Source organism: Nonomuraea sp. NPDC050786 (assembly GCF_040654115.1).
GTDB lineage: Bacteria > Actinomycetota > Actinomycetes > Streptosporangiales > Streptosporangiaceae > Nonomuraea.
In genome coordinates this window covers 71,694-89,366 of the sequence record NZ_JBFAHJ010000030.1, presented here as the reverse complement: position 1 = coordinate 89,366, position 17,673 = coordinate 71,694, and the positions used below count along the sequence as shown (strand labels likewise).

Sequence of the window (17,673 nt, the reverse complement as noted above, 5' to 3'; positions counted from 1 at the left end):
CCTTACGTGATGGTGATCTGGGGGTGTATGTCGGCGTACACGTCGGGGTCGAAGTCGCCCGCCACGGGCGCGGCCACGGCGGCCGCGCCGAGGGCCGCGGCCCGCCGGAGGCTGTCGGGCCACGGCGCCGACTCCACCAGGCCCAGCGCCAGCCCGGCGACGAGCGAGTCGCCCGCCCCCGTCGGGTTGCCGCGCACGGTGTACGGCATGCGCGCCGTGAACGTCCCCTCCCCGGTGACCGCCAGCAGCCCGTCGGCACCCATGGAGACCACCACGGCCTCGGCGCCCTGGCTGCGCAGCGCCTCGGCTCCCTCGGCCGGGGTGCCGCCGGGCACGGCCCTGGCCAGCTCCTCCCGGTTGGGCTTGACCACGGCAGGGCGGCCCTTGGGGGCGTGGCGGAGCGGGTCGCCGTCGGCGTCCACGATCGCCGGGACGCCGGCGTCCGCGGCGATGGAGGCGAGCGTGGCGTAGGTGTCGGCGGGGACGCCGCGGGGGAGGCTGCCCGAGATGACGACCGCGTCGGCGGTGGCGAGCAGCGATGCGTAGTGCCGTACGAAGCCCGCCAGCTCGGCGGGGGTGACCTCGGGGCCGGGCTCGTTGAAGAGCGCGGTGCGCGTCCCGGCCTGCTCCGCGACGACCAGCGTGGTGCGGGAGTCGGCGGCGACGGCGCACAGCGCGCTGGGCAGGCCCGCCGACCGCAGGTCGTCCTCGATCGCCCGCCCTGTGGGACCGCCCGCCAGCCCGGTGACCAGCACGTCCTGGCCGAGCGCGGCCAGCACGCGGGCCACGTTGACGCCCTTGCCGCCCGCGCGTCTGTGGACCGCGCCGACCCGGTTGACGCCGTCCCAGTCCACCTCCGGGACCTGGTAGGTCACGTCGAGCGCGGCGTTGAGCGTCACGGTGAGGATCATCGGGGCTCCGTGACCCAGACGCCGTCCTTCATCACCCCGGCCACCTCCAGCGAGTCGGAGAGCACCACCAGGTCGGCCGCCTTGCCCACGGCGATCGAGCCGAGCCTGTCTGCCAGCCCCAGCACCCGCGCGGGCGTCAGGGACGCCACCTGGACCGCGTCGGGCAGCGACATCCCGACCTCCTGGATGCTGCGCCGGAAAGCGACGTCCATGGTCAGCGTGGACCCCGCGATCGAGCCGCCCTCGACCAGCCTGGCCACGCCGTCGTCCACGCGCACCCGCATGGGGCCGAGCACGTAGTCGCCGTCGCCGAGCCCGGCGGCCGACATCGCGTCGGTGATCAGCGCCGTCCTGCCGGGGCCCGCCACCTCGTACGCCAGGCGCAGCATGGCCGGATGGACGTGCACGCCGTCGTTGATCAGCTCGACCGTCACCCGCTCGTCGTCGAGCAGCGCGGCCACCGGGCCGGGCGCGCGGTGGCCGAGCGGCGGCATCGCGTTGTAGAGGTGGGTGGCCACGCTCGCGCCCGCCTCGATGCCCGCGATCGTCGTGTCGTAGTCGGCGTCGCTGTGGCCGAGCGCCGCGATCACGCCTTCGGCGGCGGCCATGCGGATCGTGTCGAGCGCGCCGGGCAGCTCGGCCGCGATGGTCACCATGCGCACGTGCCCGCGCCCCGCCTTGAGCAGCGCCCCGAGCTCCCGCGGCGACGGCTCCCTCAGCAGGGTCGGGTCGTGCGCGCCGCAGCGGGCCTTGGAGATGTACGGGCCCTCGAAGTGGATGCCGGCCAGCAGCCCTTCCTCGCAGAGCTCCGCCAGCGCCGACGCGGCCCGGGTCAGGCCGTCGGGCGAGTCGGTGACGAGGCTGGCCACCGTCGTGGTGGTGCCGTGGCGGCGGTGCAGCTCGACGGCCTCACGTGCCTTGTCCTGCTCGCCGGTCGGGAACGAGCCGCCCGCCCCGCCGTGGTTGTGGATGTCCACGAACCCCGGGATGACGTGCCGCCCGCCCACGCTCAGGCCCTGACCCGGGGCCGATCCGCGGCCGACATGCGTGATGCGGCCGTCTTCGATGGTCAGCCACCCCTCGTGAACTCCCTCGGGCGTCACGATCCTGGCGTCGGCAAGAGTAAGGCTCATGAAGAAAGGATCACAGATCGCGTGAGGTGCATGGGCTCGTCGGGGTTCAGACCTTGGGCGAACGCCCGGGCGACGGCCACCCGCTGCGCCCTGATCAGCTCGGCCATCGGGTCGAGCGCGGTCTCGAAGAACGTCCCGCCGGTCTCCTCGACCTGCGCGCGCAGGCCCTCGGGCGCGGTGCCGAGCATCCAGGTCACGCGTCCCGGGGCGGCGATGCTGATCGGGCCGTGCCGGTACTCCATCGCCGGGTACGCCTCCGTCCACGAGCGGGAGGCCTCGCGCATCTTCAGCGCGGCCTCCTGCGCCAGCCCGACCGACCAGCCGGTGCCGAGGAAGCTGAACTGCTCGGCCCGGACCAGCTCGTCCGGCAGCGGTGCGGCCAGGGCCGCCTCGGCGTCCTCGACGGCCTGCGTGAGGTCCTCGCCGAGGCTGGCACGGAGCAGGGCGAGCTGCGTGGTGGCGAACCGGGTCTGCACGACCGACCGCTCGTCGGCGTAGTCGAGCACGACGACCTGGTCGGCGGCCTGCATGATCGGCGTGTTGGCGTCGGCGGTGATGGCCGTGGTCTGCGTGGTCGTCCTGGCGAGCAGCTCGAGCACCTCCGTCGTTGTGCCCGAACGGGTCAGGGCGAGCACGCGGTCGTACGAGCGGTCGATCGGGGCCTCGGAGGCGGCGAAGGCGTCGGTCTCGCCGTGCCCGGCCCGCTCGCGCAGCACGGCGTACGCCATCGCGATGAACCACGACGTGCCGCAGCCGACGACGGCGACCCGCTCGCCCTGGCGCGGCAGCGCGTCGGCGGGAACGCTCGCGACGGCGCGGCGCCAGCACGACGGCTGGGACGCGATCTCGGCCTCGGTGTGGGTGGTCACCACTTGCCTCCCCGGAGATTGATTGTTTCTGCTGGATTTATATCAGGAGAGAGCAGTAATGAACACCGGTGGCTCTGTCCTGTGCCGTTGTGCCACGCTTGCCCTTGTCCCCATCGCCTAGGAGGCCTCGTGTCCCGCTACGACCGCTGGAACGCCATCCTCGAGCTGCTGGCCCAGGAGGGCAGGCTGTCGGTGGAGGAGGCCGCACGGGCGCTCGACGTCTCCACCGCGACGATCCGGCGGGATTTCGACCAGCTCGCGCAGCAGCAGATGCTCATGCGCACGCGGGGCGGCGCGGTCGCGCAGAGCGTGAGCTACGACCTGCCGCTGCGGTACAAGACGGCCAGGCACGCCGGCGAGAAGCACCGCATCGCCACCGCGGCGGCCGAGCTGGTGACGCCCGGGGCCGTGGTGGGGCTCAACGGCGGCACCACCACGTCGGAGCTGGCGCGCACGCTCGCGACGACGCCGACGCTGGAGAGCGGGTTCACGATCGTCACGAACGCGCTGAACATCGCGGCCGAGCTGACCGTGCGGCAGCACGTCAAGATCGTGGTGACGGGCGGGGTGGCCAGGCAGCAGTCGTACGAGCTCATCGGGCCGCTGGCGACCGGGGTGCTGGAGCAGGTGACGCTGGACGTGGCGTTCCTGGGCGTGGACGCGCTGGACGTCGAGGTGGGGGCCTCGGCGCACCACGAAGGGGAGGCCAGCGTCAACCACCTGCTGATCAGCCGGGCGGCGCAGGTCGTGGTGGTGGCCGACTCCTCCAAGATCGGCAAGCGGGCCTTCTCCCGGATCTGCCCGATCGGCCGGATCGACACGCTGGTCACGGATGACCGGCTCTCCGACGCGCTGGCCGGGGAGCTGGCGGACGCCGGGGTGAAGGTCATCCGCGCCTGACCCGGCGTTCGTCCCGGGGCGGTCCGCACGCGTGCGGCGGTTCCACGACGCGGGGGCGGGTCCGCACTTCGGCGGTGGCGTTACAGGGCGAGGGCCCCGAGGGTAGGTATGGAGCGCAGGCGACAAAGCCGTACCAGGGGGAAATATGACGCCGGGAAAGTGTGTGGCTCGGCTCGGGCCCGCGGAGCGGACCGAGGCGCTGGAGCGCATGGCCGCGCAGGACTTCGACGTGGTGGTGGTGGGCGGCGGTGTCGTGGGGGCGGGGATCGCGCTCGACGCCGCGACCCGGGGGCTCGACGTGGCGCTGGTCGAGGCCAGGGACTTCGCCTCCGGCACGTCCTCCCGCTCCTCCAAGCTCATCCACGGCGGCCTGCGCTACCTGGAGCAGCTCAACTTCGAGCTGGTGCGCGAGGCCCTGCAGGAGCGCGCGCTGCTGCTGCAGCGCATCGCGCCGCACCTGGTCAGGCCGGTGCCGTTCCTCTTTCCGCTGACCCACTTCGCCTGGGAGCGGCCGTACGTCGGCGCGGGCGTGGCGCTCTACGACACGCTCGGCCTCGCGACCGGGATCACCCGTGGCGTGCCGGGCCACCGGCACCTGTCCAGGTCGCGGGCGCTGCGGCTGGCCCCCGCGCTGAAGAAGACCGCCTTCACGGGCGCCGTCCAGTACTGGGACGCGCAGGTGGACGACGCCCGCTACGTGACGACGCTGCTGCGCACCGCCGCCACCTACGGCGCCCTCGTCGCGCCGCGGGCGCAGGTGGTGGGGTTCCTGCGGGAGGGCGAGCGGGTCACCGGCGTGCGCGTGCGCGACCTGGAGCTCGGCGACGAGCTCGAGGTACGCGCCCAGCAGGTGGTGAACGCCACCGGCGTCTGGACCGACGACATCCAGCAGCTCGTCGGCGGCCGGGGCCAGATCCACGTACGCGCCTCCAAGGGCATCCACCTCGTGGTGCCGAGGGACCGGATCCACTCGCTGACCGGGATCATCCTGCGTACGGAGAAGTCGGTGCTCTTCGTGATCCCCTGGGGCCGGCACTGGATCATCGGCACCACCGACACCGACTGGACGCTCGACAAGGTCCACCCGGCCGCCTCCCGCACGGACATCGACTACCTGCTCGACCACGTGAACGCCGTCCTGTCCGTCCCCCTGACCCGTGACGACGTCGAAGGCGTCTACGCGGGGCTGCGGCCGCTGCTGTCGGGCGAGTCCGACGAGACGTCGAAGCTGTCCAGGGAGCACGTGGTGACGCACCCCGTGCCGGGCCTGGTGATGATCGCCGGGGGGAAGTACACGACGTACCGGGTCATGGCCAAGGACGCGGTGGACACGGTGGTGCACGGGCTCGGCCAGCGGGTGCCCGGTTCGTGCACCGACCGCATCCCGCTCGCCGGCGCCGAGGGCTACCAGGCGCTGTGGAACTCCAGGCACCGCCTGGCCCACACCTCGGGGCTGCACGTGGCCAGGATCGAGCACCTGCTGCAGCGCTACGGCTCGCTGATCGACGAGGTGCTGGAGCTGATCGAGCGCGACCCGTCGCTGGGCAGGCCGCTGTCGGGGGCCGACGACTATCTGCGCGCCGAGATCGTCTACGCCGCCACCCACGAGGGGGCCAGGCACCTCAACGACGTGCTGACCCGGCGTACGCGCATCTCCATCGAGACCTTCCACCGCGGCTCGGCCGTGGCGCAGGAGGCGGCCGAGCTGCTGGCCGGGCCGCTGGACTGGGACGGCGAGCAGGTGAAGAGGGAGGTGGAATACTACGCCAAGCGGGTCGAGGCCGAGCGGCGCTCGCAGGAGCAGGACTCCGACCAGGAGGCCGACGCGATCAGGCTCGGCGCGCCGGAGATCGTCCCCGTCGTCCCGGAGCATTCATGACCGAACCTTCCAAGCAGTTGTCCGACCCCCGCCAGTTGCTGGAGGGTTATCTCGATCACTACCGCGAGGAGATCCTGCGCAAGCTGGACGGCTTTCCCGAGCCCGAGGTGAGCCGGGTGCCGTCGGGGTGGACGCCGGCGGCGATGCTCAAGCATCTGGCGTTCATGGAGCGGCGCTGGTTCCAGTGGGACTTCGCCGGTGAGCAGGTGGCGGATGCGAACGGGGACCGCGACGAGGACGGCGCGTTCGTCGCGACCGAGTCGCTGGAGGAGCTCAAGGAGTTCTACCTGGCGCAGTGCGAGCGGTCCAGGCAGATCGTGGCGGGGGCGAGCCTGTCGGACGTGGCCTCGCGGATCGGCAGGTTCCAGCCGCCCAAGGAGCCTCCGACGCTGGCGTGGATCATGTTCCACGTCCTGGAGGAGTACATGCGGCACGCCGGGCATCTCGACATCGCCCGGGAGCTGGCCGAAGGCTGAAGGAGGGGCGGGCGGCACGCGGCGCTGCGGGATCCGCGTACCGCCCTTCCAGGATGGCCTCCTAGTACTGCGTGGAGTCGTGCACGTCGAGCAGCGGCTCCTTGACGCCGTCACCCGAGTCGTCGGTCCAGTTGAAGTTGCCGGTGGAGATCAGCTTGCTCCGTACGGCCAGCGCGCCCGCCCTGGTCGTCGGCTTGCGGCTGCCCGAGGTGAGGATGCCGGCCGCGCCCGCCACGTGGGGGCTGGCCATCGAGGTGCCGCTGATCGTGTTGTAGCCGCCGTTCATCCACGTCGAGTAGATGCAGGTGCCCGGCGCGGTGATCTCGACGGTGGAGCCGTAGTTGGAGTAGAACGCCGAGGTGTCGTCCTGGTCGGTCTCGCTGCGGCACGAGAGCGTGCTGCCGCCCGCGCCGCCGGGCAGGCCGTCGTTGTCGGTGAGCGCCGAGACCGTGACCACGTCCGGGTGGTTGGCGGGGAAGAAGGAGGACGTGTTCGCGTGGCTGTTGCCCGCGGCCACGACGACCACGATGCCCTTGTTGACGGCGTTCGTGATCGCGTTGCTGATGGCGCTGCTGGAGCAGCCGCTGCAGCCCAGGCTCAGGTTGATGACCTCGATGGTGGAGGCCCGTGCCACCACCCAGTCGATGCCGGCCGCGATGGCCGACAGGGTGCCGGAGCCGGCCGAGTTGAGCACCTTGACGCCGTGGATGCGGGCCCCGGGCGCGACGCCGACCGAGCCGATGGTGTTGTCCTTGGCGCCGATGATGCCGGCTACGTGTGAGCCGTGGCCGTTGTCGTCGGTGCCGGTGTTGTTGAGGCAGACGCCGGTCACGCAGTTGGCGCGGGCGACCACGTTCAGGTCGGGGTGGGTGTAGTCCACGCCGGTGTCGACGACCGCGACGTCCACGTCGACGCGCACGTCATCGACGCCGTCGATGTCCAGGTTGGGGTTGGCGGGGGCGAAGATGCGCTTGACGCCCGTGGGCGTGGTCTGGGCGAACGTCGTCACCACGGCGTCGGGCTCGACGCTGAGCACGTTCGGGTTCTGCTTGAGCCGCTCGGCGGCGGTCGCGCTGAGGCGGGCGGTGTAGCCCTTGAACGCGTGCTCGTAGACGCCGACGAGCTCGCCGCCGTACTGCGACACCTGGTCCTGGGCGGCGGAGCGGGGTGCCGCCCGCAGCGTCGGCTTGAGCTGGACGATGTACGTCTCCTGCGCGGCCTGCGTGGCGGCGGAGGCGGCCGGCGGCGTCAGGGGTAACGCCAGTGCGCTGACGAGCAATGCGAGCAGGGGGGTGCGTGATCGCATGGCGCGTGGGCCCTTCCTGTGATGGGACTGGAGAGGCCTGTGGGATTACAAGCCCCACCAATCCGACATTACATGGTTAGTAAAGTTTTCATCACGAGTGGGGGGCTGTCCATGGATAAAGGTGCCAATCATACGAAATCGGCACCTTTGCTTGCTTAACGCAGCGGGATCCACGCCTGCTGGGCCAGCGTGGCGGCGTCGTTGACCTGGACGCCGTCGTACGAGATCGTCCAGATCGAGTCGCCGATGACCATCGCGCGGTCGATCCCGGCCTCGCTCGCCGGGTGCTTGATCATGCCGAGCTTCGACACGCCCGAGTCGTCGATCTTCAGCACGAGCGCGCCCGACTCGGTCTGCTGGAACAGCGGGATCACCGCCAGGCCGGTCTTCGGCCAGTACAGGAACGCGTGCGGATCCCATTCGGCCGTCGAGCCCGAGTCCTTCTGGAACAGCTGCGACAGCCTGCGCGGGACGGCCGGGTCGCTGACGTCGAACAGCGAGATCTGCGTGCCCAGCGTCCGGCCCTTCTCGCTGGCCTCCTGGCCGATGCCGATCAGGCGGCCCTCGGCGCCGGGGTGCAGGTACGCCGAGTAGCCGGTGATCTTCAGCTCGCCCGTCACCTTGGGCGCCGCCGGGTCGCGCAGGTCCAGTGTGTAGAGCGGGTCTACCTGCCTGAACGTGACGCAGTAGCCCACCGGGCCGATGAACCTGACCGAGTAGATGCGCTCGCCCCGGCCGAGGCCGCCGACCTCGCCCGTCCTGGCCAGGGTGTCGGCCTTGAGCACGTACACGGCGCTGGAGCTGTTCTCGCCGTCCTGGGAGGTGAGCGTGGTCGCGACGCGGAGGTGGCCGTCGTACTCCGACAGCGAGTACTGGTTCAGCAGCCGCCCGGGGACCTTGCCCGAGGCCACGTAGGAGGGGGCGCCGGGGGAGGAGATGTCGAACCGGTGGACCTCCGTCTCCTCCGGCGGGACGGCAGGGGTCGGGGACGGGGTGGGCGCGGGTTCGGCGGAATCCGTCGGTTGCGGGTCCGTGGGCGTGGGCTCCTCGGCCGGGGCCACGCCTCCCGAGGTCTGCGCGGTCGCCGGGGTGTCCGCAGTGGCCGGAGTGTCTGGGGTGTCCTCCACCGGCTGGGGCATCCACCAGCGCGGGTTGCTGGCCACGTAGAGGCTGCTGCCGGTGCCGTACACGATGTCGCCGTCGGCCGCCAGGCTGATCGGGTCGGTGCCGGCCGCGGTGACGCCCTGCGCGAGGTCGACGGTGTGCACGGTGAGCAGCGAGGTGCCGGTGTAGTCGGCCGGGTGGCTGATCCGGTCGCACTTCACGGAGTCCTTCTTGACCGTCCCGGACGCGTCCGTGATCTCGATCTTGGGGAGCCAGGCCTCGGCCGGGGCCTTGCGCACCGCCGCCTGGTTGCGCTTGACGCGCTCGGCCTCCGAGACCTCCCCGTTGATCACGGGGAACGTGATCTCCGGCTGGCTGCGGGTGACCAGCCGGACCGTGGAGCCGACCATCCTGGCGTCCACGTACGAGCCCTGTGTCTTGATCGTGCTGAGCACCTTGGGCTGCCCCGACAGATCGACCAGCACGTATTTCGTCTCGCCCGGCCGGACGAAGTCCCTCGCCTTGTACATGATGTCGCCGCCGCGCATGAGCACCAGCGCGCGGTCACCGGAGACCAGCAGGTCGGCGGAGACGCCGGGCAGGCCCTTCTCGGTCAGCCTGAGTGAGGCGGTGACCTTCCTGGTGGCGGTGTCGATGATCCGCAGGACGCCGTCCTTGACGGTGATGACCCGGTTGCCGTCGGTCTTGACCGCGTCGGGCTCGTCCACGCCGGCCTCGTGCACGTTCGTCGTGGAGTGCTCGGGGGTGTCCGCCTGCTCGGCGGCCACGCGGGCGTCCTTCGCCAAGGCCGCGTAGGGCAGGATGCCGCCGTCGAAGCCGTACGCGGAGACGTTCCTGGCGGCGTGCTCGCGCAGCCCGGACAGCAGGTCGTCGCAGCTGGTGTAGGCCACCAGGCGGATCGCGCCGAGCGGGCTCGTCCTCGGCTTCGGCGGCGGCCCCGCGGCCGTGGAGGTGCAGGCGACCGTTACCGTCGCGAGCGCCGCGGCGGCCGTGGCCGCACGGATCAGCGTCTTCATGCCCTCATTGACGGCTCTCCCGGCCGGATGGTTCAGGACCGCCTGTTGGGATTGACGGTGAAGACCGGGCTGAAGTCGATCTCGTCGGGCACCTCGAGCAGCTTGCGCACCAGCTTCCCGGTGAAGTCGACCACCTGGATCTCGTCGTTGGTGCCGTTGTCCTGCTCCCAGCAGTAGAGGTGGGTCTCGTCGTAGAAGCCGAGGACCTTGTCGCAGTCGGAGGAGAACTTGCGCACCCGCTCGCCGGACTGGGAGTCCCAGACGCAGTGGTCGCCGTCGCCGCCGTTGGGGCAGTTGGTGACGAACGTCTTACCCGAGGGCGAGAAGATGTCCTGCGTGCCGGCGGAGAGCGTGCCGATGCCCGGCAGGGAGCGCGTGGCCTTGCCTTCCGTGTTGAAGAAGCGCAGGCCGCGGTTCTTCTCGTCGCCGTAGACGTTCACCGCGCCCTCGTCGTCGCCGTCGAAGCCGAAGGCCGTCTTGCGCACCGAGGTGTCGGAGACGTTCACGGTGGTGGCATTTTTCCCGGCCACGTCGATCAGGACGAATCCGAGGTAGATCCAGTCCTTGCCGCTCTTCTTCTCGACGTTGAGCAGGATCTTGGAGCCGTCCTTCGACCAGGCCCTGATGCTGCTGATCAGCGGCTCCTTGACGGTCTTGATCGTCGTACGGTCGCCGTTCTGCCGGTCGCTGATGATGACGAAGTCGTAGTCGTCCGAGCTGTAGCTCCTGCCCCTGGTCGCGAGATAGCGGCCGTCGGGGGAGACCATGGACTCCCAGTTGCCGGCGTACTTCGTGTAGGAGCCGTGCAGGGAGCCCCTGGCGTAGTCGATCCAGTCGTCCTTCTTCTTGTCGTAGACCTCGTAGGACGTCAGGACGACCGCGTCGCGCGGGTCCTCGTAGAGGGACATGCCGCCCGCGCCCGGGATCGACACCCGCTTGCCCGTCGCCGGCACGGCCGGCTGGCTGGGTGACTGGCTGGCGGTCGTCTTGGACCTGGTCGGGCCGGGTGACGGGGTGCGCGGGGGGTCGGCCAGCGTGCCCTTGTCGGCCTGGATGTACACGATCACGCCCGCCAGGATCAGCAGCGCGACCGCCACCGTGATGCCGGCGATGAGCGGCGCCCGGCCCTTCCGCTGCGGCGGGCGCGGCTGCTCCGCCCAGCTCGGATGGGTGGGCTGCTGACCGTAGGGGCCCGGAGGATGCCACGAGGGCTGGGCGGACGGCGCGACGGAGCCCGTGTGCGGGACCGGGCCCGAGTACGGGTTGGGACCGGACGGGGGTCCCTGCGGATGGGGACCGGACGGCGGTCCCTGCGGATAAGGGCCGGACGGCGGACCTCCGTACGGTCCCGGAATGGGGCCTGACGCGGGTCCTGATGGTGCGGAGAAGGGGGGCGCGGGCGCGGCCTCGGCCGCGGCCTGCGCGAGGATGCCAGGGTTCGGCGCGGAGCTCGGTGCGGAGCCGGGCGCGGGGTGCCGCAGCAGCCGCATGATGACCTGCTCGGCCGTCGGCCGCTGCGCCGGGTCCTTGGCCAGGCACGCGGCCGCCACGTCACGCAGCTGGCCGTCCAGCACGCTGAGATCGGGATGGTGGTTGAGCACGCGGTTGATCACCGCGGGCATCGTGTCGCTGCCGAACGGCGCCTGGCCGGAGGCCGCGAAGACCATCGTGCTGGCCCACGCGAACATGTCGGAGGCCGGGCCGACGGTGTGGCCCATGATCTGCTCGGGCGACATGTACGCCGGCGTGCCCACGACCATGCTGCTGATCGTCGAGGTGGCGTTCAGCGCCCGCGCGATGCCGAAGTCGATCACTCTGGGGCCGTCGGCGCCGATGATCACGTTGGCCGGCTTGAAGTCGCGGTGCACGATGCCCGCCTGGTGGATCGCGGCGAGCGCGGTGGCGGTGCCGATGGCCAGCCGGTGCAGGACGGAGCCCGTGCGCGGCCCCTCTTCCTGCACGACCCGGTGTAAAGAGGGCCCCTCGATGAACTCGCTGATGATGTACGGCCGATCCTGCTCGGCCCCGGTGCCGAGGACGGCCGCGGTGCAGAACGGCGCCACCTGCTGGGCCACCTGCACCTCGCGCAGGAACCTCTCGATGCTCACCTGGTCGCCCGACAGGTCAGGCCTCAGCCACTTGACCGCAACCCGTGAGTCATTTTGGCCTTTGGCCAGGTAGACGACGCCTTGACCGCCCTCGCCGAGCCGGCCGAGGAGATCCAGGCCCCCAAGCCGCTGTGGATCCCCGGGGCGTAGCGGAGCGAAGGTTGCCATGTAGGGATTCTGGCCCTACGGCGCGCATCCGCAAAAACTACCCGCCGGTAGCCGGGCGGAATATCCTTCTGCCATGCACGTGACGTCCAGCGGTAGGACACGGCACATCATCGCTCCCTTTACCGGCGAAACCCTCGCCGAGCTGCCCATATCGGACGTTGACGACGTCCGACGGGCGTACGAGAAGGCCAGGGCGGCCCAGGCCGAGTGGGCGGCCAGGCCCGCGGCGGAACGGGCGAGACCGTTCCTGCGGCTGCACGACGCGATCCTGGACCGTAGGGACGAGATCCTCGACATCGTCCAGAACGAGACCGGCAAGGCCCGCAAGCACGCCTTCGAGGAGGTGCTCGACGTCGCGGGCTGCAGCCTCTACTACGCCCGGCGCGCGCCCGGCCTGCTCGCCCCGCGCGCCCGCAAGGGCATCTTCCCCATGGCCACCCGGGTGGTGGAGCTGCGCCAGCCCAAGGGCGTGGTCGCGCTGATCTCCCCGTGGAACTATCCGCTCGCGCTCGGCGTCACCGACGCGGTGCCCGCGCTGCTGGCGGGCAACGCGATCGTGCACAAGCCGGACACGCAGACCGCGCTGTCCGCGCTGTGGACCATCGACCTGCTGGCCGAACTCGGCATGCCGCGCGACATCTGGCAGGTGGTGCTCGGCGAGCCGGCCGAGATCGGCGACGCGCTGCTCGACGACGCCGACTACGTGGGGTTCACGGGCTCCACGCGCGGCGGCAGGAAGATCGCCGAGGAGGCGGCCAAGCGGCTCATCGGCTGCTCGCTCGAACTGGGCGGCAAGAACCCGATGGTGGTGCTCGACGACGCGGACCTGGACGTGGCCGTACAGGGTGCCATCCGGGCCTGCTTCACGAACGCGGGCCAGCTCTGCCTGTCGATCGAGCGCCTGTACGTGCACGCGTCCGTGTTCGACGCGTTCGCCGAGCGCTTCGTCGCCCAGGTCAGGGGGCTCAAGCTGGGCGCGGGCCACGACTGGTCGGTGCAGATGGGCTCGCTGACCTCGCAGCGCCAGCTCGACACGGTCACCGCACACGTCGAGGACGCCCTGGCCAAGGGCGCGACCCTGCTGACAGGCGGCAAGGCCAGGCCCGACCTCGGCCCGCTGTTCTACGAGCCGACCGTGCTCACCGGCGTCGGCGAGGACATGGAGCTGTGCCGCAACGAGACGTTCGGGCCGGTGGTGGCGCTCTACCCGTTCTCCTCCGACGACGAGGTGGTGGAGCTGGCCAACGACACCATCTACGGCCTCAACGCCTCCATCTGGACCTCCAGCCTCCCGCGCGGCCGGGCGCTCGCCGCCCGCGTCAGGGCCGGCACGGTCAACATCAACGAGGGGTACGCCTCGGCCTACGCCTCCTACGACGCTCCCATGGGCGGGATGAAGGCGTCCGGCCTGGGGCGCCGGCACGGCGCGGAGGGGCTGCTGCGTTACACCGAGTCCAAGACGGTGGCCTCGCAGGCGGGCTGGCTGGGGTTCGAGCCACCTTTCGGGCTGCCGTACGAGAAGTGGGCCGTCACCCTGGCCACCACGCTCAAGGCGATGCGGCGGCTGCGGCTGAAGTGACGGCTGCGCGGTGGACATGAACGATCAAGGCGCGGAATAACCGGCCAGGGCCCGGTGTCGTTGACGACCATGGAGATTCGTTACGTCGGAGGGCCCACGGCGGTCCTGGAGCTCGGCGGAGTGCGCCTGGTGACCGACCCCACGTTCGACGCGCCGGGCGACTACCCGATCGGCAACAGGGCGCTCACCAAGACCGCGGGGCCGGCCGTGGAGCTCTCCTCGCTCGGGCCGGTGGACGCCGTGCTGCTCTCGCACGACCAGCACCCGGATAACCTCGACAGAACCGGACGGGACTACCTGGCGTCCGTGCCGCTGATCCTGTCCACGGGGTCGGCGGCCTCGCGGCTGGGCGGCTCGGTACGTGCCCTCCCCAACTGGACGTCTGTCACGGTGGGCGACGCTTTGCAGGTGACCGGAGTCCCGGCGCAGCACGGGCCGGACGGGACCGAGCACCTGGTGGGCGAGGTCACCGGGTTCGTGCTCAGCGGTGAGGGCCTGCCGACCGTTTACGTCAGCGGGGACAACGCCTCGCTCGACGTCGTACGGGAGGTCGCGGAGCGGGTCGGCCCGGTGGACGTGGCGCTGCTGTTCGCGGGCGGGGCCCGCACGCCGCTGGTGGCCGGCTTCCTGACGCTGACCAGCGAGGACGCGGCCGCGGCCGCCGAGATCCTGGACGCCCGGTACGTGGTGCCGCTGCACTTCGAGCACTGGGCGCATTTCACGCAGGGGCGGGAGACCGTGGAGAAGGCGTTCGCCGGGTCCGGCGACCGCCTGCGGCTGCTGGCTCCCGGCGAGAGCACCCGACTCGCCTGACCGCCTCGCGGGATCGGCTTCTGGCGAACGGGCGCGACCTTCCCCGCCCACGTCTGGGAGGGTGAAGCGGTGAGCTGGAACGTGCGAGCGCTCGACGTGCTGGCGGCGGGGGAGCCCACCCCGCTGATCGACTTCCCGGTGCGGGCGCCCGGGATCAGGCTGCTGCTGAAGGACGAGTCCGCGCAGCCCACGGGGAGCCTGCGGCACCGCCATGCCAGGGCGCTGTTCCGCCGGGCGATCCTCGACGGGCTGGTCACCGAGGGCACGACCGTGGTGGAGGCGACGGGTGGCAGCGCGGCCGTGGCGCAGGCGTGGTTCGCGCGGCGGCTCGGGCTGCCGTACATCGTGGTCATGCCGGGCGCGCGGAGCGAGGCGCGCGCCCGGGCGGTGGAGGCGCTCGGCGGGGAGTGCAGGTTCGTGACGCCGCCGCTGGCGATCTACGACGCGGCCCGCGGGATCCCGGGCCATTTCCTCGACCAGTTCGGGCGTGCGGCCGAGCACGACCTGGGGGAGGAGCTGTTCGGGCAGGTGCGGCCCGACTGGGTGGTGACGGGGGCGGGCACGGGCGCCACGTCCGCGACGCTCGGCCGCTGGATCCGCGACCACGATCTGCCCTGCCGGGTCGCAGTGGCAGATCCCGATAATTCGGCATATTTCCTGGGGTGGACCCTCGACGTGCCCGACTACGCGACCGGGATGCCGTCGCGGATCGAGGGCATCGGACGGCCCCGCATCGAGCCCGGGTTCCGGCCTGACCTCGTCGACCTGGTCGTTCCCGTGCCCGACGCGGCGAGCGTGGCGGCGGCCAGGCACATCAGGGAGGTCACGGGGCTGCCGGTGGGCGGTTCGTCGGGCACGGCGCTCTGGGCGGCGCTCGAGCTGGTCGAGCGCATGCGGGCCAGGGGCGAGAGCGGCACGGTGGTGTCGGTGCTCGGGGACGCCGCCGACCGGCATCTGGCGACATATCACGATGACGCGTGGGCCGCCGGAAAGGGGCTGGACAGCGGGCGGCACAGGGACGAGCTGCGGAGCCGTACCGGCGTCTGAGGTCGCTCAGATCAGGGGGTGGACGACCCAGACGTTCGGCTCCACGTACACCGCGTGGTCGTGCTCCACGTCGCAGTGCACCGGGGTGAGCGCGCCCGGCACCTCCAGCGGTCCCGAGCGGTCGAACGGCAGGCCCGTCCACTTCCGCCACTCCGCCAGCGTGCCCGCCACCACCATCGAGCGGGGCGCCACCTTGACGATCTTCCCGCCGGCCCGCACATGCACCCGCAGCCAGGCGTCATGGGGCAGGCCGTCGGCGCGGGTCCTGAAGGCGTACTCGGACATGGGGGTGTGCGGTTCGAGATGCTTCCTGTTGGGCCGGACGGGCGCCACCAGCTCGGCATAGCCGAGGCGGGCGGCGTGGTCGCGCATGCCCGCCAGCATCACCGAGGACAGGCCCGTCCCCTGCAGGTCGCGGCGGACGCTGATCTCCAGGGCGGAGATGCTGTCGGGGCGCGTGCCGCGCTCGCGGGCCAGCCAGCCCGACCTGATCACGCCGTCCCACCCGTCGTCGGGCAGTTCGGCGCCCTCCGAGAGGAACGGGATCATGCAGCCCCGCGCCACCAGCCGCCCCGGCTCCGCCTCGTCATCGGCCACCAGCACGTACTCGGCGTAGGTCGTGGTGGCGAAGGGATAGAACAGGTCCGCGATCGGGTCCTGCAGCACGAACTCCTGCCACGTATGGTCCATCTCGAACAGCGACGGCGCGAACTCGGGACGCTCCGCCAGCGTCGTGATCTTGATAGCCATGCGGACCATTTTCACATTACGGCCGACCGGTACGCGCACCAATAAACCGGGCAAGGAAGCGTGCGCTACCGTCGGCCGCATGACAGAACTTGACGCCAGGCTGCGAGCCATCACCGACCTGATCGTGGCCGAGGCGCGCGAGGGCGGCGGCAGGCACGAGTACGACGGCCGGATCCAGGACCTCTCACCCGAGGGCGTGCGGTCCGGGCTGGCCCGGCTCGGCCAGGGGCCCGCGCCCGAGGACGCGCATGACGCCGAACACCTACAGGTGTTCGAGGAGAGCCTGCGTACTCAGTTCGGCGAGCTGGAGCTGCACCGGAAGAACCCGCTGATCCACCTCTCGAACCTCGACCTCGCCTGCTACGACCGCGACTACGCCCCCGAGGCGGAGCGCGCCGCGGCCAAGGCGGCCCACCTCGGGCTCTGGCCCGACGCCGTGGACCAGGCGATCGCCTCGCTCGACCAGGTCCCGGCCCCCGTCGCGAAGTCCCTGCTGGCGGCGGTCAAGGGCCTGGCCGCCGGGGTCACGGACGAGGCCGCCCTCGAGGCCCACGGACGGCTCGTCGCGCACGTCGAGCGGGCCGCGGCCGAGGGCGACCCCGACGCCGCGCTCGGCGGCGAGGCCCTGGCCAGGCTCATGGGCACGGCCGAGGGCCTGCCGGTCGATCTCGGCAGGCTGGCCGAGCGGGCCGACGCCGAGCGGGACCGGCTGATGGCGCTGCTCGCCGAGTCCTGCGCCAAGCTGGGGGAGACGGACAGGGCCCCGCTGGACGTCGTACGCGAGCTGGTCAAGGACCACCCCGACGCGGACGGCGTGATCGAGGCGGCGCGGATCGGCACCGAGAAGGCCATCGCGTTCACGCGCGAGAAGGATCTCGTGCCCTACCACGACGGCGAGTGCCTGGTGGGGCTGGCGCCCGAGTCGCGGCGCTGGGCGATGGCCATGATGGCGTGGAACTCGCCCGGCGAGCCCGAGGGCCCGTCCTGGTACTACATCACGCCGCCGGACACGTCCTGGCCCGAGCAGGACCAGGAGGAGTGGCTGGAGGTCTTCAGCCGTACGACGCTGCCGGCGATCAACGTGCACGAGGTCGCGCCCGGCCACTTCTCGCACGCCCGCGCGCTGCGGCGGGCGAAGTCCGACGTGCGCAGGCTGCTGCAGTCGATGGCGTTCATCGAGGGGTGGGCGCATTACGCCGAGGAGCTCTGCGTGGAGGAGGGCTTCGAGGCGGACGACCCGCGGTTCGAGATCGGGGTGTGGGTGGAGGCGCTGATCCGCGTCACCCGCCTCGCCTGCGCGATCGGCGTGCACACCGGGCAGATGACGGTCGAGGAGGGTGCCAGGCGCTTCGAGGCCGACACGCATCTGGCCGGGCCCGCGGCGCTGTCGGAGGCCAGGCGGGCGTCGTTCGACCCGACGTACGGGCGTTACACCTGGGGCAAGCTGCTCATCCTCGACCTGCGGGAGCGGGCGCGCAAGGAGTGGGGAGCGGGCTTCACCCTGCAGCGCTTCCACAAGGCGCTGCTCGACCTCGGCTCGCCGCCCCTGGGCCTGATCGACCGCATCCTCTGAGCGCTCGCTCGTGGCCATCG

The 17,673-nt window shown here is 71.4% G+C and carries 14 protein-coding genes; 7 read left to right on the top strand and 7 right to left on the bottom strand.

Annotated elements, in window-relative coordinates:
- Positions 1 to 2: 2 nt before the first annotated feature.
- The 3 genes from AB0H84_RS40175 to AB0H84_RS40165 are packed head-to-tail and all read right to left on the bottom strand — an operon-like array spanning position 3 to position 2,913.
- Positions 3 to 911: a 1-phosphofructokinase family hexose kinase gene (locus AB0H84_RS40175; protein ID WP_357616829.1), complete on the bottom strand. Its 909-nt coding sequence runs from the start codon at positions 909 to 911 to the stop codon at positions 3 to 5.
- Positions 908 to 2,044, bottom strand: coding sequence for an N-acetylglucosamine-6-phosphate deacetylase (nagA, locus tag AB0H84_RS40170; RefSeq protein WP_357616827.1), 1,137 nt, complete (start codon positions 2,042 to 2,044; stop codon positions 908 to 910). Before nagA ends, AB0H84_RS40175 begins: the two co-directional genes overlap by 4 nt.
- A complete protein-coding gene (locus tag AB0H84_RS40165) occupies positions 2,041 to 2,913 on the bottom strand; it encodes a sugar isomerase (protein WP_357616825.1) in 873 nt (290 codons plus the stop codon). Before AB0H84_RS40165 ends, nagA begins: the two co-directional genes overlap by 4 nt.
- Before the next feature lie 129 nt (positions 2,914 to 3,042).
- Between AB0H84_RS40165 and AB0H84_RS40160 the strand changes: the two genes are divergently transcribed.
- The 3 genes from AB0H84_RS40160 to AB0H84_RS40150 all read left to right on the top strand — a co-directional run bounded on the left by AB0H84_RS40160 (position 3,043) and on the right by AB0H84_RS40150 (position 6,168).
- Entirely contained in the window at positions 3,043 to 3,813 is a 771-nt protein-coding gene (locus AB0H84_RS40160; RefSeq protein WP_357616823.1) for a DeoR/GlpR family DNA-binding transcription regulator, read from the top strand.
- Positions 3,814 to 4,021: 208 nt separating this feature from the next.
- Positions 4,022 to 5,692 carry a glycerol-3-phosphate dehydrogenase/oxidase gene (locus tag AB0H84_RS40155; protein ID WP_357616934.1) on the top strand — a complete coding sequence of 557 codons (1,671 nt, stop codon included), beginning with the start codon at positions 4,022 to 4,024 and terminating at the stop codon, positions 5,690 to 5,692.
- Complete coding sequence (locus AB0H84_RS40150) at positions 5,689 to 6,168, top strand: DinB family protein (protein WP_357616821.1); 480 nt, start codon at positions 5,689 to 5,691, stop codon at positions 6,166 to 6,168. Before AB0H84_RS40155 ends, AB0H84_RS40150 begins: the two co-directional genes overlap by 4 nt.
- Positions 6,169 to 6,229: 61 nt before the next feature.
- Here the strand turns inward: AB0H84_RS40150 and AB0H84_RS40145 are convergent, their stop codons facing one another.
- The 3 genes from AB0H84_RS40145 to AB0H84_RS40135 form a co-directional block, all read right to left on the bottom strand.
- A complete protein-coding gene (locus tag AB0H84_RS40145) occupies positions 6,230 to 7,474 on the bottom strand; it encodes a S8 family serine peptidase (protein ID WP_357616819.1) in 1,245 nt (414 codons plus the stop codon).
- A 155-nt stretch (positions 7,475 to 7,629) separates the two neighbouring features.
- Complete coding sequence (locus tag AB0H84_RS40140) at positions 7,630 to 9,615, bottom strand: beta-propeller domain-containing protein (protein ID WP_357616817.1); 1,986 nt, start codon at positions 9,613 to 9,615, stop codon at positions 7,630 to 7,632.
- 32 nt (positions 9,616 to 9,647) lie between these two features.
- Positions 9,648 to 11,891, bottom strand: coding sequence for a protein kinase (locus tag AB0H84_RS40135; RefSeq protein ID WP_357616815.1), 2,244 nt, complete (start codon positions 11,889 to 11,891; stop codon positions 9,648 to 9,650).
- A 73-nt stretch (positions 11,892 to 11,964) separates the two neighbouring features.
- Between AB0H84_RS40135 and AB0H84_RS40130 the strand changes: the two genes are divergently transcribed.
- From AB0H84_RS40130 to AB0H84_RS40120, 3 genes are all read left to right on the top strand, one after another.
- A complete protein-coding gene (locus AB0H84_RS40130) occupies positions 11,965 to 13,470 on the top strand; it encodes a succinic semialdehyde dehydrogenase (protein ID WP_357616813.1) in 1,506 nt (501 codons plus the stop codon).
- Positions 13,471 to 13,539: 69 nt separating this feature from the next.
- Entirely contained in the window at positions 13,540 to 14,283 is a 744-nt protein-coding gene (locus AB0H84_RS40125; RefSeq protein ID WP_357616811.1) for an MBL fold metallo-hydrolase, read from the top strand.
- 69 nt (positions 14,284 to 14,352) lie between these two features.
- Positions 14,353 to 15,330: a pyridoxal-phosphate dependent enzyme gene (locus AB0H84_RS40120; protein ID WP_357616809.1), complete on the top strand. Its 978-nt coding sequence runs from the start codon at positions 14,353 to 14,355 to the stop codon at positions 15,328 to 15,330.
- A 6-nt stretch (positions 15,331 to 15,336) separates the two neighbouring features.
- On the opposite strand, the gene AB0H84_RS40115 is transcribed toward AB0H84_RS40120, so the two are convergent.
- Positions 15,337 to 16,080: an N-acetyltransferase gene (locus AB0H84_RS40115; protein WP_357616807.1), complete on the bottom strand. Its 744-nt coding sequence runs from the start codon at positions 16,078 to 16,080 to the stop codon at positions 15,337 to 15,339.
- A 79-nt stretch (positions 16,081 to 16,159) separates the two neighbouring features.
- On the opposite strand from AB0H84_RS40115, the gene AB0H84_RS40110 reads away from it, so the two are divergent.
- Positions 16,160 to 17,653: a DUF885 family protein gene (locus AB0H84_RS40110; RefSeq protein WP_357616805.1), complete on the top strand. Its 1,494-nt coding sequence runs from the start codon at positions 16,160 to 16,162 to the stop codon at positions 17,651 to 17,653.
- Positions 17,654 to 17,673 lie beyond the last annotated feature (20 nt).